Below are 21,528 nucleotides of genomic sequence, written 5' to 3'. Positions count from 1 at the left end.
ACAATATTCCATAAGTTAAATTTCCGAGAAAATAAGTACTAAAAATATTTCTTAGTATCTTTTATGATTTTAAGCTTATAATGTATCTAGATTTGTGTAAATGGAATCTAGATACATCCCCGCTTATTTTTAATAATGTTATTTTGTTTTAACTGTAATACTCTTATCCTTCATAATCATTAAATCTGAACCATCATATGTTCCTATCCTAATATCTCTTGCTTTTCCAATTTTATATACATGTATTGGCTGATTATCATTGTCATATTTACGCCAGAGCTCAATAGCTTTGTCACCTACAGTATATTCTTTTATTTCAGTACCATCAGCAATCAAATATATTGGCATATCAATATAATTATTTAGACCTTCCTTGCCATTGTATTGCTGAGCATACTTTACAACTAGGTAATCACCTTCAATAAAGTAATCTTTTATCTTTATACTTCTATCAGTATCTATAGTTAATACTAATGGTCTAGCAGCTGCATTAACATCCAGCTTTACATCAGGAAGTTTCTTTGATTCTTGTTTAGTTGTATACACTGGTATGATTGTTACGCTTTTTGAGTTTTCTGTATTAATAAAGTTTGTTGTCCAATCGCTTGGATTTGTATTTCCTGAATCTGAGCAAGAACTTCCATCCCACAGCAAGCCATACCCTTTGTCGTCTAAAGCTATAAAATTCAGAAACTGTCCTCCACTATGTTTACTAAAATTTTCTGTACCTTTTATTGACACTGTCAGAGGTGAAACTGTAACAGTATCTATTTTACCTTCTCTGCCATTAATCTCAATCTTTTTATTAACCTTATATTGAACTGTCTTTTGTACTAGATTGCTTTTATCAACGAAGAACCTAACTCCCCAGTTTCCTTTCTTGCCATAAAGCTCATCTATATCTATATCTATATTCATCTTATCCTTTTTCTTATATTGAGACCAATCAATCTTTTTAAGTACTCTAATAGTGTTATTGTCAATAAACTCCCATGAAGCTCCAGCCCCTGTATTTAATCTTTCTCCGTTTACCTTCAATGACGTAGGTATACCAAGAGCTTCCATATATTCATTTTTGATTTCTTTATTGTTATTCCTCACAATAAAATTTAGGAAAAGCTCATTATCATCTGCTATTGCACTTTCGAATGTTATATCTATACCTTTATCAGATTTTGTCTTGCCGATACTATCAATGTAGTTTTTATACTGTTTATTTACACTAACTAAGTCCTTATTCAAAATATTTCCGATTATTGGTATGCCATTTGCTAGGGCTGGCTTAACTGCTATTATAGAAGAACTAATAAGAAAAATTATGCTAGCTGCAACTGCTGCTTTCTTTTTAACACTTAGTTTCTTTTTAATTATAGACTTTCTTAAATTAAGTTTAATTCTAGCTTTATCTTCTTCACTTGTATAAGCCTCTTCAAATTCTTTCTGATCGAGATCATTAACTCATCTTCAACAGAAGCCCCATCTAAACTATCAATGGTCTCTAAAACAACTTCTGCTTTCTTAAGCTTTGTCCTATAGCAGTCAATAGCTTTATACTTTGATATAGCAAAAATCCATTTTTTAAAATCTTCTGCTTCCCCTTTAAACTTACATGCATTGTTCCACACTGAAAGAAAAACATCATTAATACATTCTTCTATAAGCCCTGTATCGCTAAATTGACCCAAAACCTTGCATATGGTCCCCTTAACTAATGAAAGATATTGGTCAACAACATAATCCAAGGCATCCTCATTTCCTCTTTTAAGTCTTTCAATATAGTTTTCCTCATTTGATCTCATATTAATTCTCCCTATAAAACAGGTATTTTGTAAAAGCTCCTACACCTTATATAACGTTATATGGATGGAAATATTCTCATATTTTTCACATCTTTTATTTTATTTAAAAAGCATAAAAACACCGCAAAATTCAACTTAGAAGCAATTCTTTATGTACTTCGAACGGGCGTACAGTGGAAAGCACTACCAAAAGAAAAGTTTGGGGCATCTAGTTCAATTCACAGATATTTTATGGCATAGTGTGAAGCTGGAGTATTTGAAAACATGTGGAAATTAGGACTTGAGAGATATAATGAAATCCGAGGAATTGATTGGGAGTGGCTTAGTATAGATGGGAGTATGAATAAGGCCCCCCTTGCAAAAGAATCTGTTGGCTCAAATCCAACAGATCGAGGAAAAAATGGGAGCAAAAAGCACATCCTTGTAGACGGCAGAGGAGTACCATTATCAGTAGTGGTAACAGGGGCAAATCGTCATGATGTATCTCAATTAAAAGAAGTGCTGAACTCTATAGTTACATAGCCGTCCAGAGCCTACAGTTAAAAACCCACAAAACCTTTGTGCGGATAAAGTATACTGGAGAATCTGCCCTTGAAATTATAGTTCTTAGGGGGTATATTCCCCATGTAGTTTCCCGTGGACAAGAAAAAAAGAATATAGAAAAAAAATCCAAATTACAAAGCCCGTCCATGGGTAGTAGAAGCAACCCATTCATGGATGAATCGCTTTAGAAAATTGCTCGTCCGATTTGAGAAAACAGGGAGTTCTTATTTGGGTCTTATTAATCTTGCGTGTGCTTTTATTGCTTTTAGAAAAATACAAATTATTTAGGGATAAGCTCTAAGTGTCATAACAAATACCCATGCCTTTTTTCGTATGGTTCCAACACTTAAGGTACCGATATATCCAAAGTCCACCTGGGCCTCTTCTCCTGGTAAAGAGTTTAAAACCATTTTTTTATATCTGTAATATTACCAAGATAAACTTTTTAAATATAGGCGTTAATTTTTTTACGGTTACGTTATACTGCAATATCTTCTATTTCCTTAATTCAAACCAAAACATGCTGCCTTCATCGGGATCGCTTTCCACGCCAAATACAGCCTTATGCGTCACCAGAATTTCTTTAACAATAGCAAGTCCAAGCCCTGTTCCTTTTCCATTGCGCTTTTTAGATGTAAAGTACCGTTCCCAGATATATGGAAATTCGTCTTTCGGAATGCCGTTGCCATAATCGCGCACTTCAATCCGAACGGCTACGTCCAAGTCTTTTAGGATAACTTGTATTTTTCCATTATTCCCTGTGTGATGGATTGCGTTATCAATCAAGTTGTATAATACCCGCTCAAGTTGTTTCCTGTCACCCTTGACCTTTGGGCAGGGAGCATGCAAAACCTCAATGTGATAGCCGTCCTGTTTGCACAGAGGGTCAAATTGACCGATAATGTATTGCACCGTTGAGGCAATATCGACATCTTCAAATTCGGGAGGTTGATGCTCCGACTGCAATTCAGAATATGTTAAAATTTCATTTACAAGGCCGGTCAACCTATCCGCTTCCCTGATGATGATAGCCAAATCCGTATCACGTTTTTCTGCGTCGTCCCAAGAAACATCCCTCACCATTTCCGCATAGCCTCTTATCATGGTGAGCGGTGTCCGCAGATCATGTGACACGTTGGCAAGAAGTTCCCGGCGAAAATTTTCCGCCCGCGCAAGCTCTGCCGCTGTCTGGCCGAGCGTATCCGAAAGTTCGTCAAGCTCCGAGCAAAATCCCTTTTCAAACGTTCCCTCGAAGTTGCCACCTGCCATATGCTTCGCCTGTATAGAAATTACGGATACTGGCCGCCCAAATCTACGTGCAATAAAGAAAGCGATTACCAAGCCGACGACAAGTGACGCAAGCGTTACCCAGATAAGCAGTATACGCAGGATACCCACCGTAGCATTGACTGTATTCAACGGTGTACTGATATAGAGGACGGCCTCTTTGCCGCCCAGCAGGTTGGAATCCGCCCCGGATGCCGGAAGAACCATTCCATAAATATATGTGTCACCACTCTCAAGCGGATAACCGACAGTTCCGTCATCGCTGCCCGATAAGCTCTGTAAAAAGAAATCATATCCTTGCGGCAAGTTGCGAAACGCTCCAATTTGCCAATTTAGCAGTTCGTCTGTGCTGCGATAGGGGTTTCCATCATCTTCACTATCGGCGGTGTAATAGGTTTTATTTTCCTGATAGGAATAGCTGTGTTCATCGGAACTGTAAAAGACATTTCCTTGTTCATCTGTCAAAAAAATCAGCAGGGAATTATCGTAGGTTAAACTATCAATGGTATTTTCCAAATCGGCACTATCACGCTGTTGATCCACCTGTTCGGCCACTTTTTGAACATTTTGCATGACCATACCATTATAGAAATTTTGCAGAAAAACAGTCTGGAGCAACCAAAGCGCACCGAAAATGATTGCAGTAAATACCGCAAAATATAACCACAATTTCACCCCGAAGGATTTACGATTCCATTTCAAATTTATATCCCACCCCTACCTCAATAAATTTTAATTTATCTTTTATTTACTTCTATTTTCATAGAATTTCATTATTTATAAACAAGTGGTTAAATTTAAATATGTGAGTATATTGAATATATAGGTAATACTGGATGGAGAAGGTTGAACGTGTGCATAAGAGTGTAAGTGATATTCCAATATTTTGAAGGAAACACACCTATATAGCTCTAATGCTTACCCTACCATGTCTCACGGAGTACATATCTATGTCTCTACATTCCTTCGTTCTGCATTTTAGAGCAGGTGCTAGCATTAATCCTCGTATACTGGGTCAATTAAGCCCTTATGGGGGTTTGAACGTGCTTTGCCTTACTCTTTTCAAAGAACTATAAATTTCAATATACCTATGCATATATTAAATTAAGCTGCTTGTTGATAACTTGTCAACCCATGAACTTTGTCATGTGTATATGTTGTTTTTTTCTTGCATAAAGTGTACATAACTTTTATAAGTCTTACACTTAGTGCAACTATTGCTTGTTTTCCGGTTAATTGATTTTCCTGTCTTTTCGTTAAATGGGTATATATTTCTTTAAATGCAGCATTCTTAGCTACCATAACAGTTGCTGCCTGATATAGAATATTTCTTAAATTTGAACGACCTCTTTTACTAATTTTAGTTTTACCTTTTTTCATGCCAGAGCTGGTTTCTTTCAAGTTAAGTCCTGCCACTTTCTGTATTTGCTTATAGCTGTCATATTTTGATATGTCTCCAATTTCAGCTAGAAAACCCGCAGCTGTTACTATGCCTACACCTTTTATGCTAAGTAAATATTCTGAATAACCTGTCTGCAAAAGATATTCTTCCATGAGCTTTTCCACATCATCTAGTTCCTTTTGTAAAGCTTCTAATTGCCTTAAAATAAGCCTTAATCTATATCTGGCCCCTTCAAGCCCTACAGGCACTCCTATTGAAGTTTTAGCTGCATTAAAAACCAGCTCTGCTTTCTTAAATCCAACACGATTATGTGTAGCATCTAGAAGCTTTTGAGTAAGCTCAGAAACTCCTATATTCACTATATCTTGTGGGAAAGGACATGTTTTCAGTATACATAAAGCGGACTTTCCTAAGATATCTGAAAACATCTTTTTAAATTCTGGAAAGTATTCATCTAATAGCGCTATTAGTCTTACTTTTTCTGAGATAAACTGTTTTTTTAGCTCTTGCCTATTGTTGCTGCATAATCGAAGATTTACGTAGAGTTCTTCCTCAAACATGCAGTTTAGGTATTGACCTTGATATATAAGTTTAGAAATAATCTTGGCATCTTTTTTGTCATTCTTAGTTGGACTATTATCTTCAAGCTCCTTAATTTTATTAACATGATATGGATTGACCAAGCATAGCTCTATCCCTTGACTTTTTAAGTAGTAAGCAAGATTCTTCCAATAGTGACCTGTTGGCTCCATTCCTACTAATACATAATCTAAGTTATATTTCGCCTTTAATTGTCTGATTGAATCTAATAGACATTCGAAAGATTCTCTGGTATTCTTTATAAGGAACGGCTTTTTTATATATTCACCATTTACTACAAATTGACCATAGTGATTTTCCTTTGCTATGTCTATCCCTAATATTAATGTGTTAGGAACTATAATTCGATTATTCATATTGTTTTCCTCCTGATATAGATTGTTGTTGTCTTCTTGCAAGTGACACAATATATTTATATCAGGTTTTTTTATTTCATTCAAAGTCTAAAACTCTTTATTACAGGAATACTCGTATGGTCACAATGCAGTTGCGATAATCACCCAGCTTGCTCCGCAGCAGTTTGATTTGCCAATCTACCGTCCGGTCATCGCCATAGTAATCGTAACCCCACACCGCGGTGAGAATTTGATCTCTTGTCACTACAATGCCATTGTTTTCGGCAAGGTAAACCAGCAGTTCGTATTCCTTGGTTGTCAGTTCCGTTTTCGCTCCATCCACAAATACATTTCGTCCCGGCTTGTCAATTCGCAGACCGCCCAATTCGATTTGCTCCTTAGCTGTCTTGCCGGACTGTGCTTTGTGCCGATTGATAATCACATTCACACGCGCCATCAGTTCTTTGGGTGAAAAGGGCTTAACCACATAGTCGTCCACCCCAACCTCAAAGCCGAACAGCTTGTCATATTCCGCACCTCTGGCGGATAGCATCAGCATCGGAATATCCTTTGTCTTGCGGATTTCCTTGCAGGCGGTAAACCCATCCATTTCCGGCATCATAATATCCATAATCACAATATCGAAGTCGTTTTCCCGGCATAACGCCACAGCCTCCAAGCCATCAGAGGCTTCTATTGTTTCATGCCCTTCGCGCTCGGCATATCTGCGTATCATCTGGTGGATGTCTTGTTCATCGTCCACAATTAGTAGCTTTGCCATCAGCAACACCTCCTTGTTAAGAATTTTCTATTACATTATACACCAGTTTCGGCGTTGCTTTCAAAGATGTCTATGTTTTATTTTGTCATTGTTAAAAAGCAAAACCGACGCAGCCTTATACTGCGCCGGTTTTGCTTTCGGATTGCCCGGCGCATGGTTATGCTATTGCGCGCTGGTGCCTGCAATATAGGTATTGATGCTGTCGGCTTGCTCCTGTGTGATAATTCCCGCGTTTATAAGTTCGCTGACAGAGTCGCCATCAAAACCGTCTTTCTTCATGCTCTCATACATTGCCTGGCGCTCATCTGCCGTCATACTGGATTTGTTGGCATACAGGGCATGAATATCATCATGCTTTTGGGAAGCGTATGCCACGATTTGGTCAGCAGTTGACTGATCAATCACGCCAGCCTCCATAAGTGCTTCTGCATCAAGATGCTGCGCTGCGCTGTACGAGCCATCGCCGCCGATACCCTGCGCCTCAAAATACGCTTCCCGCTCCTCGTCTGTCGTAAAGCTGGATACTGCGGCATATTGCGTATACCTGTCGCTGTTTTCCTGCTGTCCGGTAAGGTAGCTGTAGGAGACTGTGGCGCTACCGTCTGTTGCTGGCGCGGAAGCGGCAAATGCTGTGAGAGAGCCGCCGCCCACCATCAAGGCAACTGCCAAAACTGAACTTGCCGTAAGGAATTTTCCGTTTGTTCTGAGTTTCATTATCATCGTTCCTTTCTTTATTTGGGATGGCTTTAGTATAATGGACGGTTTTGGAAGCAGTATGGAATGTTTTAGGAATCCTTGTGGAATTTGCATTTAATCCATATTAAGGCGGTTACTTCCACGAACCATACTGTCGGCCTTCCGCTAACCGGCAAGCAGGGCCTTTTCCCATGAATTCCGCAGATACAAATAAAAAGCCACTGAAAGTTTTGTGAATCAGTGCTTTAAGTAGTTTTAATGTTTTAATGTTTTAAAGTAAATTCTCTTTGTAATTGGAAATTAGTTGAACATCTTTTATGAAAACTGGACAAAAAAATAACATCCCTTTATAATATAGTTTGTTCACAATAAAAAAGGAATGGCTGTTTTAACCCAGTATTCCCTGGAAAAACAAAATTACCTAGTATAGATACCATAGGTGAAACTCTTGCTAAATGGGATTTAGAAGCTTTAGAAGAAAGCTTTCAAAATATAATTTCTGTATTAGTTAAAAATAAAACTTTTAGCAAAGGGACTATTGATGGGTACACTGTATGTGCCATTGACGGTACTGATATTGTAAATACTGGTGAGAAGAAAAAATGTAAACACTATATATTAATGAAAAATGGTACTAGTTATCATTATGTGCATAAATCAGTTGTGGCAATGGTTATAGGCATTGAAATAAATTATGTTATAAAGCAAAATATGTTAAAAGTTAAATCAGAAGAAACAAAATTAAATAAGAAATCTTATAAAGAGCAAGTTATAACTAAATCGGAAGGTGAACATACAGGGCAACAGAACTACTAAATGGGCTTCCATTTTCAATGCTAAATTAGTTCTTCAAAGTATAAATAACCTTATAAAGTAATTGAAGGTTATTTTTATCATTTTAATGGAAGCTATTCACGGAATCTCTGGTCCTCAGTTAAGGGTTTTATTTGACAAAAATAAGCACCCCAAATGACAGGTACTTATTTTTAACAACATTATTTTTTAAGGAGCTTAATTTAATATACTAAACTCTGGCAGTTGCATTTGAATTTATAGTGCCCTGCAACTACAGACACCAGTCTGGTAATTACCATTACTTTTCTTATATATGTAAACACACATTAATTTCTATTTCCTCTAAGGTCATCTCCTTAGGACACTTATTATTATATGTGGTATTTGTTACAACTTAATGGCATAATGATTAACTATTTGTAACAAATTTCATTATTGTGTGAACAGAATAAAAATAAGCACTGCTATGCGCCTGGATAAGTTCTTCCCCTAAAGGATAACGTATTCTAAGTGCTAAAGACACTAAGAATACTGTTAATAAGGTTCAGATGGAGATAAGCAGTCCCTACAGCAAACTCCACCTGAACCTAAGAATCACTTGATAAGATATCAAAATTAGTATAACCCTACACATGACTGGATAACCATAACCACATACTTCCAATTAAACATCCGTCATAATCCTCTGTAATTTTAGAAATAAATAGCTTATCTCCACCGTCCATAAAATTTTCTAATTCTCCTTTTATTTCAGGGATTGGTAATTCTGAATCCAAAAACCAGGTAGATTCTAAAGGACGCTGCCACTCACCTAATGACTTAATTTTTTCATAAAGGTAATCATAATCCTTATCTTCTTTACGAAGCTCATATGTTATTAAATAAACCAAAGTTGTCACCTCCTTAAAATTATAATTCAACAAAATATTATCTAATCCTCTGGAAAAATATATAATTAACACCATGTTAATTCTTATAAAATAAAAAATAAACCCCTTAAATAAAGGGTACTTACTTTTAACATTATTTCAAAGGAGACACTATATTCTAGAGTACTATTTAAAATAGCATCTGATAAAACCTTTATTTTCTCTACTTCTTTGATTTTTTTCAAAGCTTCATCCATAGTTTTTCTAATATCTGTACGAGTTTTATCTGCATCAGCTTGGAGTTCTACAGAATTACTTTTTAATTCAATTGCTTTATTGCTAATTTCATTAGCTGACATAGCCCCTTGTTCAGCTTTTTCTGCAATAACTTCTATTGACTTTTCAATTTCTTATATTAGTTGTCCACATTATCAACAACACACTGTTGATAACTATTTCAAAAGCAAAAATAAGTACTCGAAAAATCAAATACTTATTTTTTAAATATAGATGGCCATAAAATGATTGATATCTTTTTAATATAAATTTAAACAATTAAGTATATTTATACATTTTTCATTTTATCATACTTTAAAATTCTTGTAAAGTAGTATGAAGTGACTCTTCTTTCACTTTTCGTCCCATTTAATATACTAGCAAAGTTTAATCTAAGTTCCATTAGCAGGCGAAGTTCTAAAATATAAAGTCTTCCTACAAAAGCAAACAATATTAGAACCCCTACCACAACATTTCCATGATTATACATAAAATTTCTGCTTTAGAAAAGCCTGTAGTATTACATTGTTATTCTTGGAACAAACTATTTATACAATCATCTAAAAAATTATTAATTGTGTTCAATTCTTCTTTATTATATTTATTCAACATATTTATAAATTTTCTATTCTTTATCTCATGAAGCTCCTCATGTATCTGAAAAACTATTTTTCCCTTAGATGTTAAGCTATAATAAATTTCTTTTTTATTATTCTCTAAACGATTTCCCTTTATAAAACCCTTTTTTATTAATTTAGCAGCTATTTTAGATATTGCTCCCTTAGTCATATCTAATTCTTTTGATATAAAAGTTGCATTAGGCAGCTGATTTTTTCCTATACAATCTATGACATGAAATTCAGAAAGCATTAAATTTTTATTAAGTATATCTTCATAATGGTATTTAATTAATGATTCTTTCAAAGCCTTCTCATGAATTTCAGTGAAATTAGTTATATAGTCCCATAGATTTGTCATTCTATTTAATATCAATTTTATTTGTATTTTTTCATTATCTATTTCCATAATTAAAAACTCCTTCAAAATTATTATCCTAGGAAATAATTATACCATAGTATTAGTAATAATCCTATATAAATATTCAAAAAAATAGTTTACAAGGAAATGATATTGTGTTATTATATTATTATTTCCTGGGAAAATAAAATTTTATGGAGGAGTTTAAAATGAAAATTGATTTAAGCTTTAAAATAGAAAAAAAGATGCTAGATACTATGTTAGCCTCAATAGGTCAGATAAATTCAGGCTTAGAAAAAGCAGGGCATATAGGAACACATTTTGATGTTATGGACAAGGAATTTTCCATAGAAAACATCCTTACTAAAGGAAAGATATTTGATATAAGTAATATAAAAGCTTCAGAAGTAAATGTAGAAGATCTAGATTTAAGCAGCATACAACAAAATGATTTTGTAATATTTCATTCAGGAATACTAAAAAAGTATGGATATGGTAGAAAAGAATACTTTTCCACATATATAGAACTATCTGATAAATTGATTGATTACCTCATTGACAAAAAAGTAAGCTTTATAGGAGTAGACATGGCTGGAATTAAAAAACCTAAAAATCATCCTAGGGCAGATCAATACTGTGCAGATAGCGGAATATTTATTATTGAAAATTTAAGCAATTTAGACTTATTATTAGAGGAAATGATCTCTAATTTCTTTACAGTATATACTTTCCCTGTAAATATGAGCGGGTTTTCCGGACTTCCTTGCCGGGTAATAGCAGAAGTATAGTAAATATATTTTAAATTTCTGTAGACAAAAGCCATGCATATAGGGAGAATTTATTTCCCCTTACACATGGCTTTTTTATCCACTATATAGAAAATAACAAAACCTGAACTTTATCCCACTTACCCACAGAATTTACTTTCACATTTGTCTAGTAAATATTCTATTAGCTCATCATAATTAAGAGGTTTACTGTATAAATATCCTTGATATCTATGACATCCAAGTTCATAAAGTATATCCCGCTGCTCTTCTTCTTCCACATATTCCGCTATTACTGAATAATTTAATGATTTCCCCAAGGATACAATAGACTGAATAATATCCCTGCAATTATTATTATATAAAATTTCCCGAACCAAAGAGCCATCCAGCTTTATGGTATCAAATTCATATTCTTTAAGATACATCAAAGAGCTATGTCCCATACCAAAATCATCCATGGCCAATCGTACTCCCAATTTCTTCATAGCCATAATTCTATCTCGAATATCTTTACTACTCCTCAATGCAATTTGCTCTGTTATTTCAATTTCAAGCTTGTCTTGTGCTATTTTATGCTTTTTAATACTTTTTTCAAGATTATTAACAAAATAATCGTTTTCTAATTGGACTACAGACATATTTATAGATACTATGATATTTGGAAATCCAAGCTTATTCATTTTACTTAAATCACTACAGACTCTATTTAATATCCAATAGCTAAGTTTATCCATGAGATGCCCTTCTGATGCCAATACAATAACTAAAGGAGGATAAATGTATCCGTATATATCATGTTTCCACCTGAGCAGAGCTTCTACCCCAAAAATATCCCCTTTATAGTCCACTTGTGGTTGATAGAATAACGTGACTTTATTATTTTTAAGGGCATACTCCAAATCAGCTGTTAAAAATCTTGATATATTTCCCGTATCATCGTTTCTTGAAATCAACGTACTGACTATTCCCTTTTCTTCATTTTCTTTAAATACAGTACATACCCTTCTAAAACTATTTATCATTCTTATATAAGAAACACTTTCTGCCAACTTAACAAAAGGTATATAACACAAAATTCCTAAGGTTAAATTAAATACTTGCAGTATACTACCTTTTATGGAATTAGTTGCAACATATCCACTTAAAAAAATAGGAGTTGTCCATTCAACAGTAGTTATTGTGTAGGGTACCAAACCAGAATATACGGCTAAATAAGAAGTTATAGTTAATATTATTGGTGTAAATAAAAATGGAATAAGATAAACTGGATTTAATACTATGGGAAGACCAAATACAATAAGTTCATTAATATTAAAAATTATAGGAATAGATGATAACCTTGCAAGTCTTCGATGGTTCTTATATTTTCCTGCAATTAAAATAGCACATACCAGGCATAAAACTGTACCACATCCCCCCATCAGAATAAAAGTATCGAAAAAAGTTTTAGTAAATATGTTTGTAGGCCTTTGGCCTAAACTAACTAATGTCTGATTTTTCGCAAGGGCAGGTATAAATATACTTTGAGCTACCGGTTCAAGAATATTACTGCCATGCATGCCAAAAAACCACAAAATATGAATAAGAAATATAAATAATATACCACTCCAAAATGGAGATTTTATTTTAAAAAATATTTCACTAAAAAAATTGGATATAAAATTCTGTATGTCTGATATGCCAAAAACACTTATCAATATCTGATTTAAAATTGCAAAAACTGCTATTGTAATTGCAGCAGGATAAATAGAATTAGAAGCATAGTTAAAAGTAGAACTGGCTCCATCCGTAAAAGCATTTATTTTTAAAAAATCAAGGGAGCTGAGTTTTAAAAAAACCATAGAAGAAGTAATCGCCACTATTATGGCAATAAAAATACCTATCACTCCAAAATTTTTTATAGAAAAATTATCTTTACTGATTCCTAAAACAACGATAAAAGAAGATAATGATACCAGACATCCAATAATTGGACTAACATTATGATTATATTTTTCTTTAAGTTCTATAATATAAGAATAACTAATACACAGCACCATAATAAGGGATAATATGTTAAACGTACCATCACGAATATACAAAAAAACATTCTTCCATTCATCACCAAAAATTTCTTTCATCATATTTTGATATGCAGGAATGGGCAAACTTAAGAAAACTAATGCTATAGAACCAATTAACAATAATGGAATCATATATGTAAGTCCTTTTCTCACTGAAACCAGCAGAGAACTGTTACCTAAATCTTCATCGACTCTAGAAAATATACCCACTATTTTACTATAATTTATCATGAACTTATACCCCCTTGTGGATTTGTTTAACATATGTTACCAAAATCTACACAATATAATTCCAATTTTCTATATTATATACTTATTTCTCCTAGAAATAAATATTGTTTAGTTCATAAGTATTTTGGGGGCAGCAGTTATTTTACCTCAATAATTTAAAACTTCCAAGTTAACTAGCGAATTTATAATAATATCTGCAATCAACTTAAGTTTTGATTCATCTATAGTAGAAATTGTATCCTGTGAACCATTTATTTTTAAATTTTTATACTATTAGATGAGAAGCTAAGTACAGTTACTCCCATATCTTCTTTTGTATCTTCATTTTCAAGTAAAATATATCTGACATTATTATTTGAACATGTTTTCACTATTTTAGTAAATGAGGCTGAAGTTGAGTCTGTGACAATATTTGCTCCACTATAGATGTCATAAGTTACATAAATTAGATTTTTGCCATCATATTTTATATCCGCTAATTTATTAATCCATATCTGGTTTCCTTGTTTCACATACTTAATTATTCTTACTTTATCTTCTTTAAAATTGTTGAAATTCCTAATAAATTGATCAAGATTTTTTGTATTATAGACCTCATTTTTATTTTCCTTATCTTGAGAATCTATTGTTGAAATCATAACTACATTACCATCTTTTATTACTTGGTCTCTATCACCTAATTTAGATATGTCAATAGTATCCCCCATATTTTTAACTTCATCTTCTAAAGATTGACTCACTACTGATAATTTAGATTTATTGTTTAATTCATCTGCTATTTTTATGGCTGTGTCATATCTTGTGGCTCCAGCTATCCTAGTGACAGCATATCCTTCTGATTTAAAAATATTTTCCTGTGCTTGAGATACTGTCCCAGTCCCTCCTAATATATATATATTCTTAGCTTTTAATTTACTTATCTCATCATTAATTTCATCAGGAGTGCTAATTATATTGGTAAGTAATATAGGTGCATTTAAAGAATATGCCAGAGGTGTCCCTGCCAAAGCATCTGCAAAATCAATATCACTCTGTGCACCTACTAATACCACATTGTCTGACTGCTTCCATCCATGCTCAGCTATTTTAGATGATGTATCAAACCTGTTAGTTCCTCCAATCCTTACTACATTTTGAATTCCATTAGAAGTGGAATATGCATATGCCCTATTACATTTTAATAAGATTAATGGGGACGTAGACAAGGACACAATTAAAACCAAAGCTAATAATTTTTTATTTTTCATAAAATTTATCATTCCCTTCACTGTGCCAAAGGCACAAAAATTAATAACAATGCATCAACTACTTCAATTCAAATTTAAAATTACCCTTTGCTCCTTCTCCCACACTTTCAATATATACTCCTTTAGATGTATATGGAATATTTACAGTTTCACCTTCAGGATTCTCTTTTTCAAAGAGTTTTTTTCCATCATAATAGACTCTTACAGTCAATTTTCCACTTACAATATTTGAATTGAGCTTTATAGTATAAGGCTCTGTACTGTAAGCTATCTCTCTTATATCAACTCCACTAAATGGATTGAATTCTGCATGAAATGAATTATTTTCAGTGTTATCATTCCAATATTTTTCATCTCCGGTCCATCCCTGGCAGGTTATAAATCTGGGATAATCTAATTCTCCTAATTGTTTACATTTCACATTGCAATCTGGAAGAGCTTTCTGCAAATCATCAACAACTGATTTGGTAACATCATTAAATGAAATATTTAGATTATGAAGATCTTTAAAATCCTTTAATATAGAAATATCTTTTATATGGTTATATCCATCCCTCGAACCACCACTTAAATTAATTTCTTTAAGCTGATTCAAGTCTTTAATAGGGTTTAAATCCGTAATTTCATTAGAATATAAATTCAATACCCTTAAATTTTTCATATTTTTTAATGGAGTTAAATCTTCTATTCCATCCGATGACAAATCCAGCCTTTCCAGGTTCACTAAATTTTTCAAGAAAGATATGTCTTTATTCAATATAAAATAATTTCTTGAAAGGTTTAGATAGTGGAGTTTTGTTAGATCTTTTAAAGGTGATATATCAACTGCGTAACTAAATGTTAAATTTAAACTCTTCAAGTTGGTTAAATTCTCAATACCATCTAAAGATTTAAGTTCTTTTTCTTTATATGATAGGTTGAGTTCATCTATCTTTAATACATCGCTTTTTAATATATCTCCCTCCGGTTTATTCATTTTCTCTCTTAAGGCCTTTTCCAAAGTTTTATTTGTAAATGTGATCTTATGGTTATCCAGGGCACTTACTTTTAAACTAGATGATGTCAATCCAACTATTCCCACACCTATAATAACTATAATCCCAAATAATATGCCTTTCCATGATGTTTTTTTATGTTTTGATATCATAATAATTCTCTTTTTTATTTCAGACTTGCTGCTAACTATTGAGGTAGTACCAATTAAAATCTGTGATTCATTAGTTAGCTGTATCAATTTTATAATTGCACTTCCATACTTTATATTTTCCCCATATTCTAAATACTTCAGGGCACAGTTATCACATGCAATTTCACAATCCTGCCTCATCTTATAAAATCCATACCATATCACAGGATTATACCAGTATATAATATTCAGTATTATCAATATCCAATTTACTAAAGTATCTTTTCTTTTAAAATGAGAAACCTCATGTAATAAAATATACTTAAATTCATCTTCTGAAATACTTTCCAAAATCTTTATAGGTATAAAAATTGAAGGCTTGATAACCCCATATATACACGGATTGTTTATTTTATAGGTATATACTAAATTTACTTTTTTTTTAATACCCATTATGTCTAAACAATCATCTAAAATTTTATTAATATTAGATGATTGCTGGTAAGTAGATAATTTTTTAATAAGCCTAATCTTTATAGTTCCATATAATATAAATATACTCATGATCATAATGCCTAGAATCCATATACATATAAATATAAATTTATAATCATTTTTTTTATCTGATTCAGGTATACTATTTGGGTTTATAGTATTTTTAGGTTTTTCTGTAGTTCCAGTGTTTTTTATAAGCTCTGCCTGTTTAGTATCTGATATGGTAAAGTTATTTTTATTAATTTTAAAAACAGGATTTAACCCAGTAGTCCTTATATCCACTACAGAATTAAATATGTTAAATATGCTGAAATTGCTCTCGGGGCCATAAGGGATGATAAGTTTTATTACTAACAGAAACCATATAAAGTAGTGAAATTTGACATTAAGTCTTTCTCTTAAAATTAATTTTATTAAAAGTATAAATACAACTAAAAAGCTTCCCTGCAGTGACATTAAAAATAGTATTTTTACTATATCCACCATATGCAAACCTCATCATCATTTATTTATGGGCATTATTTAAAATTTTTTTCAATTCTTCAATATCTTTTTCTGACAGGTTCTTAGTTTTTATAAAGTTCAGTAACATCAAATTCAAGGATCCATTAAATATTTTATTTAAAAAAGACTTACTCTCTGAAATTTTGTACTCCTCTTCATTAATCAAGTTATAATAGTAGTATTCTTTTCCTTCCTTCTGAAAATCAATAGCCCCTTTATTAAGTAATCTATTTATTAATGTTTTTATGGTATTAGGTTTCCATTCAGTTTTACCTTTAAGTTTTTCAATAATTTTATTTGCTGTTATATTAGGGCTTTTCCATATTATTTTCATAATTTCTAGTTCCGCATCAGAGATTGCAACTACTTTCCTCAAAAATATTCTCCTTTCTGTTTACAAATGTAATTTATAATTTAATATTACACCCTTAAACAATACAAGTCAATAATTATACCTCAAACAACATAGGATTTCCACATTAAATTATAGTATTTATATATGGGATTATTAGTTATAGAATACATGGCATCTACAAGTTCTATATGAGTTGCATGGTATTGTATATTCATGTTAGGATACTGATCCTTTTTTATAATATATGCTGCATCATAAGCTGTCATACAGCCTAAATCGTATTTATGTATAACTTTTAGAAGTGTATCATTACAATTAACAAACATCTTATGAGCATCTCCTTTATATATACTATCTTTAGTTTGAGATAAATCATAAATACCTATAATAGTAAATATAAAGCCATTTAAAGTATATGATTTTGGTGTAGTAATATATTCTTGAAAAAATACATTATCGGTTCCATCTAAATCCCCACTAGTATCTTTGGTGCCGCCTTCATTTACTGGAATACACATAAACATATAAGCTTTATCTGCGGCATTTAAATATTTATTATCACCTGTTACCTGATAGGCCCGTACAAAGACACTTATAGCCTGTCCTTGAGCTAATGATGATACCCAGCCTGGTTTATAGATATCACTATTTACATAATGCTTGAAATTAAAATCAAGTCTCATGGCACCTGAAGGACTCTGCAGGGATAATAATTTATCAATTGAATCTATAAACTGTTTCCTGGTACCGGTTCCATTTTTATATCTGCCAAATGCAGTCAAAGAAAATTGTGCTATTGTTACAGGATTATAATGAAAATTTCCATCTCCCCCATTATAAGCACTATATTTAACCATAGGTAAGCCATTTTCATCAAGATGAGTAAACTCACTTTCATGATAACAAGTTTCTTTACTGGCATTAAAATAATCATCTGTAGTTGTGTAATCAACCCTATCTAAAAATACATATCCTGTTTTTTTAAATTCATTACTCTTAGCCTTGCTATCTTCTAAGTATTTAATTGTTTCAATTGGCTCTAATGCTTGTCCGTGCTGTGATAATATAAGATATGCCTGTGCTTTCAATTTCAAAGATTTACTTGATAAAGGGTTATTTATAACAGCCTCATATCCTTCAATAGCTTCTTTATAGCCTCCTACTGAATGTTTATATTTAGAGTAATTTAATATAGTTTCTGGATCATTATTAATTGATGTATAAACATTTATAGCAGATGGTAATCTGCTATTTTTAAAATATACATTTATAATAGTTAATATTATTACAGTAAGTATTACTATTATAATTCTATTATTAATTTTATTATTTTTCATTAACATCACCTCATTTCTGGATATAATTTATTGCTAATCACTCCACCATCTTTTGTTATTATATCATCATCAGGAAATTCTACTCCATTAAACGTAAGTGGAGAATTTTCTGTTAAAACATAAGTATAAATATATCCATCTTTTTCATAAGTTATTTGTTTAGGCAAATTAGATATCTCATTTGGAAAATATGTCTTAAGCCCCACGACCATTCCCAAAGTAGTACAATTAATGTATTTCCGTGCTTCTTCATACGTAAATATAGTTTCTTTTATTTTCTTATATTCGTCTTCTCCTAAAACAATTTTTGCATATTCTAGTATTTGCTTTTCTTCTGCTGTTAACTCTCCTAGATTCTTTAACATTACCTGCATTACTTTATTCTTATCTACTTGTCCATTTTCTGAAATAATAGGAACACCCCTAAATTCAGATATTCTTACAATTATTCCTGATATTTTTGAAAATACTGAGCATATATTTTCTTCCATATCTCTTACACCATTACAATATGAATTAAATGAATCATTGAATTCTGTCAAACTTGCTGTTTGATTTTTAAGTGAATTCTGTAAATTGAGGACATCATCTGCAATCGGAAATGATGATCTTTGCTACGATACTCAATATCTTCTATTTGCATTGATCTCTCCTTTGTTTATCTGATTTGAAATCAGTTTTTACAACAAAATTAAAGTCTAACGCTCCATTTCAATCTCTTTTGCTAACTTATGTGCCTGTATTGAATCTTCTCTATATGATTTTATAAGTTCTTCCATATTTTCTCTGCATCTCATATAAACTCTGCAAAAGTTATCATCCATCAAAGGTAATATTTTATTTGTTTCAGCATTATATCTATAAAAGATTTTACTTAATTCTGAAGCTGTTTTATTAAACTCTTTTGATAATTTTTTTAACTTGTGCACTTCAATTTTTGATACTTTGTTCAAAATTATCACCTACCACTTTCAATATCCATTAATATTCTATTTGCCATGATAAACCTAAAAGTAATTGTTCTAAATATAATTCATCAAATTCTTCTAAAACTTCAGCTGGTATTTTTTCTTCTATCCCACAATTACATTAGTAAATTCATCAACAATCTACATTTTCATCTTTTCCTAATCCTTGCCAAAGCCTATTAAACTCTAATTCTTCCGCATCTTGATAACCAGTAAAAAATATTGTATCAATTTGTTCATGATTAAACAAATAACTATAATTTGAGTCAATATTTCCTTCTGGATAAATGCATGCTGCATAATCCCATTCTTTCTTTGTTTTTCTATCTATTTGTTTTCTTCCATATATCATTACCTTTTTTTGTCCACCTTTTAATAGTACTATTGATCCTATTGGTAAAAATTTTTCCATCAAACCATTCTCCTTCTATTATACCTTTTTATCCTGCTTTAATTAAAAACTTTCGCAATAATAAGCATTAGTAGTAATGAAACCCCAGATATTATAAATATCATTATACCCTTTTTCACCTGTATAATTAATTCTGTATTCCCAGATTTATCAGCTATTTTATATGATACAATAGCAAGTAAAATAGAAAGAATTACTACTATTATAAGTAGAAATTTAGAATCAACATTTTTTAAATCTAAATAAGTACCAAGTGTAGCTACAGCACCTATTAAGAAAACAATAAACATTATGACTGATACCCCACGAAACTTTGGAATACAAATACTACCTATAAACATTAATAAACCTATTATAGTAAGTACCCCACCTGTTATCACTTTCATATTAAGAGATGCATGATTCATTGTGCAAATCATCAAAACAGATATAAAACCTGCAATGCTTGCTATATTTTGCACCTTTTACGAAATCCTCACTTTGTTTTTTTAATCTAACTGCCCTTGGCTTTTCTTCATTTTCTAAAGCATTTTTCGTGTACTTTATATCTTCTATTAAATTTGTATAAAACTCCTGATTTTTAATATGCTTTTCCATAAATTTATCTTTTGCTTCACCTGACCATCCAGCTTCAGTAAGCTCTGCGATAGTTTTATTTATATTTTCTTTTTCTTCTTCCAATGTCTTTATAATGTTTTCATATTCATTTATTGTATTAGTTAATTCCCCTATATCTAATTTAAAATCCATTTATTTTCTCCCATGTACTAATTTACTTTATTGTATTTTTATATTAATGTAATTGACCATATATATCTAATTTTTACATTAATATTTATATACTTCCTTTATTTTAATTTTTTTGTACATGCGTGTCAACATTGTTTTATTCTTCCTTTTTAGTTCCTAGAAATTCTATGAAAACCTTAATGTCACCAACATAACTTTCTATTGTTTTAGGACTTTTTCCATCCTCAGTTAAGCTTATCTTGAAATCTTCTATTACTTTGCACATCACCTTTACTCCCTTCAATTTCTTTACATTAAAAAAGAGTTAATGCTCCCTGATTGGAAACATTAACTCTTTTATGATTGTTTCTACCATGTATTTAGTTTTACTTTTACTACAACTTACTGCATTATCATTATTATGCAAGTTAAATTCATTCTGTATCACTAAGATTTTCACATAAATTAATATAAATTAATTTTATGCAGTTAGTATTGTTAATGTATTGCAGTTAGATATTTATTATTTCAATATCTGTTTTTTCAGAAATCGAATCATTTAAAGCCATTAGCATAATCTCAATTAAATCTCTACCATCACTTGTTACAAAATAATTAGATAGATCTGTAATCTCAGGACTTATTTTATCACCCCACGGAGGTTGCTTTGAGATATCTCCAATATCCCAAATTACTTGTGATGGGCTAAAATTCTTGAATTTACTTTTAACTTCTTTTAATTCTTCTATTACCTTATCTGCATTCTTCCAACTTAATTTCCCTTGATATAATTCGTTCATTAAATAAGGATATTTATCTCCCCATTTTTTTGATTCCAAATTATAACAAATAGTAGAAAATAATGCATGTAGAAAATCTGGTGTGCCTACTTGATACCATAAAAAATCTACTCTAAATCCAATAGCCATT

28 protein-coding genes are annotated in these 21,528 nt (G+C 31.7%); 6 read left to right on the top strand and 22 right to left on the bottom strand.

What is annotated here, in order from left to right:
* Positions 1–138: 138 nt before the first annotated feature.
* Both BS101_RS02715 and BS101_RS02710 read right to left on the bottom strand, forming a co-directional pair.
* The gene (locus BS101_RS02715) at positions 139–1,368 is read right to left on the bottom strand and encodes a DUF4179 domain-containing protein (protein ID WP_278335280.1); all 1,230 of its coding nucleotides are present in this window, start codon (positions 1,366–1,368) and stop codon (positions 139–141) included.
* A gap of 11 nt (positions 1,369–1,379) precedes the next feature.
* Positions 1,380–1,799, bottom strand: a complete 420-nt coding sequence (locus tag BS101_RS02710; protein WP_073537421.1) for a sigma factor — start codon at positions 1,797–1,799, stop codon at positions 1,380–1,382.
* Between the two features lie 60 nt (positions 1,800–1,859).
* Here BS101_RS02710 and BS101_RS24500 point away from each other — a divergent pair, with 60 nt between their 5' ends.
* From BS101_RS24500 to BS101_RS24495, 4 genes are read left to right on the top strand one after another with little or no spacing between them, the layout of a single operon-like run.
* Entirely contained in the window at positions 1,860–2,039 is a 180-nt protein-coding gene (locus BS101_RS24500) for a transposase (RefSeq protein WP_073537420.1), read from the top strand.
* Positions 2,040–2,063: 24 nt separating this feature from the next.
* The gene (locus BS101_RS22240; RefSeq protein ID WP_083585627.1) at positions 2,064–2,321 is read left to right on the top strand and encodes a transposase; all 258 of its coding nucleotides are present in this window, start codon (positions 2,064–2,066) and stop codon (positions 2,319–2,321) included.
* 38 nt (positions 2,322–2,359) lie between these two features.
* Positions 2,360–2,530, top strand: coding sequence for a hypothetical protein (locus BS101_RS23195; protein WP_198039555.1), 171 nt, complete (start codon positions 2,360–2,362; stop codon positions 2,528–2,530).
* Entirely contained in the window at positions 2,517–2,630 is a 114-nt protein-coding gene (locus BS101_RS24495) for a hypothetical protein (RefSeq protein WP_083585626.1), read from the top strand. The genes BS101_RS23195 and BS101_RS24495 overlap by 14 nt, the downstream gene beginning before the upstream one ends.
* 207 nt (positions 2,631–2,837) lie before the next feature.
* Here BS101_RS24495 and BS101_RS02695 read toward each other — a convergent pair whose 3' ends face one another.
* The 4 genes from BS101_RS02695 to BS101_RS02680 form a co-directional block, all read right to left on the bottom strand.
* Entirely contained in the window at positions 2,838–4,331 is a 1,494-nt protein-coding gene (locus tag BS101_RS02695) for a sensor histidine kinase (RefSeq protein WP_073537419.1), read from the bottom strand.
* A 402-nt stretch (positions 4,332–4,733) separates the two neighbouring features.
* Positions 4,734–5,987, bottom strand: coding sequence for an IS110 family transposase (locus BS101_RS02690; protein ID WP_073537418.1), 1,254 nt, complete (start codon positions 5,985–5,987; stop codon positions 4,734–4,736).
* Between the two features lie 100 nt (positions 5,988–6,087).
* A complete protein-coding gene (locus tag BS101_RS02685; protein WP_073537417.1) occupies positions 6,088–6,747 on the bottom strand; it encodes a response regulator transcription factor in 660 nt (219 codons plus the stop codon).
* Positions 6,748–6,909: 162 nt separating this feature from the next.
* The gene (locus BS101_RS02680; protein ID WP_156875991.1) at positions 6,910–7,461 is read right to left on the bottom strand and encodes a hypothetical protein; all 552 of its coding nucleotides are present in this window, start codon (positions 7,459–7,461) and stop codon (positions 6,910–6,912) included.
* A gap of 603 nt (positions 7,462–8,064) precedes the next feature.
* Here BS101_RS02680 and BS101_RS02675 point away from each other — a divergent pair.
* Positions 8,065–8,259, top strand: a complete 195-nt coding sequence (locus tag BS101_RS02675; protein WP_073537415.1) for a hypothetical protein — start codon at positions 8,065–8,067, stop codon at positions 8,257–8,259.
* A gap of 605 nt (positions 8,260–8,864) precedes the next feature.
* Here BS101_RS02675 and BS101_RS02670 read toward each other — a convergent pair.
* The 4 genes from BS101_RS02670 to BS101_RS02655 all read right to left on the bottom strand — a co-directional run bounded on the left by BS101_RS02670 (position 8,865) and on the right by BS101_RS02655 (position 10,409).
* Positions 8,865–9,128, bottom strand: coding sequence for a hypothetical protein (locus tag BS101_RS02670; RefSeq protein ID WP_083585625.1), 264 nt, complete (start codon positions 9,126–9,128; stop codon positions 8,865–8,867).
* An 83-nt stretch (positions 9,129–9,211) separates the two neighbouring features.
* Positions 9,212–9,466: a hypothetical protein gene (locus BS101_RS02665; RefSeq protein WP_242951377.1), complete on the bottom strand. Its 255-nt coding sequence runs from the start codon at positions 9,464–9,466 to the stop codon at positions 9,212–9,214.
* Positions 9,467–9,672: 206 nt separating this feature from the next.
* Positions 9,673–9,873, bottom strand: coding sequence for a hypothetical protein (locus tag BS101_RS02660; protein ID WP_073537414.1), 201 nt, complete (start codon positions 9,871–9,873; stop codon positions 9,673–9,675).
* Positions 9,874–9,911: 38 nt separating this feature from the next.
* Entirely contained in the window at positions 9,912–10,409 is a 498-nt protein-coding gene (locus BS101_RS02655) for a MarR family transcriptional regulator (RefSeq protein ID WP_073537413.1), read from the bottom strand.
* A 161-nt stretch (positions 10,410–10,570) separates the two neighbouring features.
* Between BS101_RS02655 and BS101_RS02650 the strand changes: the two genes are divergently transcribed.
* Positions 10,571–11,149 (top strand): cyclase family protein, encoded by a 579-nt coding sequence (locus BS101_RS02650; protein WP_073537412.1) that lies wholly within the window; start codon positions 10,571–10,573, stop codon positions 11,147–11,149.
* Positions 11,150–11,268: 119 nt separating this feature from the next.
* On the opposite strand, the gene BS101_RS02645 is transcribed toward BS101_RS02650, so the two are convergent.
* The 12 genes from BS101_RS02645 to BS101_RS02595 form a co-directional block, all read right to left on the bottom strand.
* Complete coding sequence (locus BS101_RS02645) at positions 11,269–13,425, bottom strand: EAL domain-containing protein (RefSeq protein ID WP_073537411.1); 2,157 nt, start codon at positions 13,423–13,425, stop codon at positions 11,269–11,271.
* A gap of 257 nt (positions 13,426–13,682) precedes the next feature.
* Positions 13,683–14,672 (bottom strand): cell wall-binding repeat-containing protein, encoded by a 990-nt coding sequence (locus BS101_RS02640; RefSeq protein ID WP_073537410.1) that lies wholly within the window; start codon positions 14,670–14,672, stop codon positions 13,683–13,685.
* 58 nt (positions 14,673–14,730) lie between these two features.
* Positions 14,731–16,779 carry a M56 family metallopeptidase gene (locus BS101_RS02635; protein ID WP_156875989.1) on the bottom strand — a complete coding sequence of 683 codons (2,049 nt, stop codon included), beginning with the start codon at positions 16,777–16,779 and terminating at the stop codon, positions 14,731–14,733.
* A 19-nt stretch (positions 16,780–16,798) separates the two neighbouring features.
* Positions 16,799–17,173: a BlaI/MecI/CopY family transcriptional regulator gene (locus BS101_RS02630; protein ID WP_073537409.1), complete on the bottom strand. Its 375-nt coding sequence runs from the start codon at positions 17,171–17,173 to the stop codon at positions 16,799–16,801.
* Positions 17,174–17,253: 80 nt separating this feature from the next.
* A complete protein-coding gene (locus BS101_RS02625) occupies positions 17,254–18,489 on the bottom strand; it encodes a D-glucuronyl C5-epimerase family protein (protein WP_073537408.1) in 1,236 nt (411 codons plus the stop codon).
* A 5-nt stretch (positions 18,490–18,494) separates the two neighbouring features.
* Positions 18,495–19,031 (bottom strand): hypothetical protein, encoded by a 537-nt coding sequence (locus BS101_RS02620; protein WP_198039554.1) that lies wholly within the window; start codon positions 19,029–19,031, stop codon positions 18,495–18,497.
* A 156-nt stretch (positions 19,032–19,187) separates the two neighbouring features.
* A complete protein-coding gene (locus BS101_RS02615; RefSeq protein WP_073537406.1) occupies positions 19,188–19,442 on the bottom strand; it encodes a hypothetical protein in 255 nt (84 codons plus the stop codon).
* A 148-nt stretch (positions 19,443–19,590) separates the two neighbouring features.
* A complete protein-coding gene (locus tag BS101_RS02610; protein WP_073537405.1) occupies positions 19,591–19,869 on the bottom strand; it encodes a DUF4176 domain-containing protein in 279 nt (92 codons plus the stop codon).
* Positions 19,870–19,907: 38 nt separating this feature from the next.
* Entirely contained in the window at positions 19,908–20,255 is a 348-nt protein-coding gene (locus tag BS101_RS02605) for a hypothetical protein (protein WP_198039553.1), read from the bottom strand.
* Position 20,256: 1 nt separating this feature from the next.
* Positions 20,257–20,619 (bottom strand): WXG100 family type VII secretion target, encoded by a 363-nt coding sequence (locus tag BS101_RS02600; protein WP_073537403.1) that lies wholly within the window; start codon positions 20,617–20,619, stop codon positions 20,257–20,259.
* A gap of 136 nt (positions 20,620–20,755) precedes the next feature.
* A complete protein-coding gene (locus BS101_RS24165; protein ID WP_265874825.1) occupies positions 20,756–20,884 on the bottom strand; it encodes a hypothetical protein in 129 nt (42 codons plus the stop codon).
* A gap of 226 nt (positions 20,885–21,110) precedes the next feature.
* Positions 21,111–21,527, bottom strand: a complete 417-nt coding sequence (locus BS101_RS02595) for an immunity 70 family protein (RefSeq protein ID WP_073537402.1) — start codon at positions 21,525–21,527, stop codon at positions 21,111–21,113.
* Between the last annotated feature and the right edge of the window lies 1 nt (position 21,528).

Source organism: Clostridium kluyveri (assembly GCF_001902295.1).
GTDB lineage: Bacteria > Bacillota > Clostridia > Clostridiales > Clostridiaceae > Clostridium_B > Clostridium_B kluyveri_B.
The sequence above is the reverse complement of the archived record's forward strand: the minus strand, read 5'-3'. Positions and strand labels throughout refer to the sequence as shown.

Coding starts and splice junctions, on each gene's coding strand:
- BS101_RS24165 (WP_265874825.1), bottom strand. CDS start 20,884: ATGTGCAAAGTAATAGAAGATTTCAAGATAAGCTTAACTGAGGATGGA.
- BS101_RS02665 (WP_242951377.1), bottom strand. CDS start 9,466: ATGTCAGCTAATGAAATTAGCAATAAAGCAATTGAATTAAAAAGTAAT.
- BS101_RS02605 (WP_198039553.1), bottom strand. CDS start 20,255: ATGAAAGTGATAACAGGTGGGGTACTTACTATAATAGGTTTATTAATG.
- BS101_RS02600 (WP_073537403.1), bottom strand. CDS start 20,619: ATGGATTTTAAATTAGATATAGGGGAATTAACTAATACAATAAATGAA.
- BS101_RS02635 (WP_156875989.1), bottom strand. CDS start 16,779: ATGGTGGATATAGTAAAAATACTATTTTTAATGTCACTGCAGGGAAGC.
- BS101_RS02690 (WP_073537418.1), bottom strand. CDS start 5,987: ATGAATAATCGAATTATAGTTCCTAACACATTAATATTAGGGATAGAC.
- BS101_RS22240 (WP_083585627.1), top strand. CDS start 2,064: ATGTGGAAATTAGGACTTGAGAGATATAATGAAATCCGAGGAATTGAT.
- BS101_RS24495 (WP_083585626.1), top strand. CDS start 2,517: ATGAATCGCTTTAGAAAATTGCTCGTCCGATTTGAGAAAACAGGGAGT.
- BS101_RS02650 (WP_073537412.1), top strand. CDS start 10,571: ATGAAAATTGATTTAAGCTTTAAAATAGAAAAAAAGATGCTAGATACT.
- BS101_RS02675 (WP_073537415.1), top strand. CDS start 8,065: ATGAAAAATGGTACTAGTTATCATTATGTGCATAAATCAGTTGTGGCA.
- BS101_RS02595 (WP_073537402.1), bottom strand. CDS start 21,527: ATGGCTATTGGATTTAGAGTAGATTTTTTATGGTATCAAGTAGGCACA.
- BS101_RS02625 (WP_073537408.1), bottom strand. CDS start 18,489: ATGAAAAATAATAAAATTAATAATAGAATTATAATAGTAATACTTACT.
- BS101_RS24500 (WP_073537420.1), top strand. CDS start 1,860: ATGGATGGAAATATTCTCATATTTTTCACATCTTTTATTTTATTTAAA.
- BS101_RS02645 (WP_073537411.1), bottom strand. CDS start 13,425: ATGATAAATTATAGTAAAATAGTGGGTATATTTTCTAGAGTCGATGAA.
- BS101_RS02680 (WP_156875991.1), bottom strand. CDS start 7,461: ATGAAACTCAGAACAAACGGAAAATTCCTTACGGCAAGTTCAGTTTTG.
- BS101_RS02685 (WP_073537417.1), bottom strand. CDS start 6,747: ATGGCAAAGCTACTAATTGTGGACGATGAACAAGACATCCACCAGATG.
- BS101_RS02610 (WP_073537405.1), bottom strand. CDS start 19,869: ATGGAAAAATTTTTACCAATAGGATCAATAGTACTATTAAAAGGTGGA.
- BS101_RS02710 (WP_073537421.1), bottom strand. CDS start 1,799: ATGAGATCAAATGAGGAAAACTATATTGAAAGACTTAAAAGAGGAAAT.
- BS101_RS02640 (WP_073537410.1), bottom strand. CDS start 14,672: ATGAAAAATAAAAAATTATTAGCTTTGGTTTTAATTGTGTCCTTGTCT.
- BS101_RS02655 (WP_073537413.1), bottom strand. CDS start 10,409: ATGGAAATAGATAATGAAAAAATACAAATAAAATTGATATTAAATAGA.
- BS101_RS02660 (WP_073537414.1), bottom strand. CDS start 9,873: ATGTATAATCATGGAAATGTTGTGGTAGGGGTTCTAATATTGTTTGCT.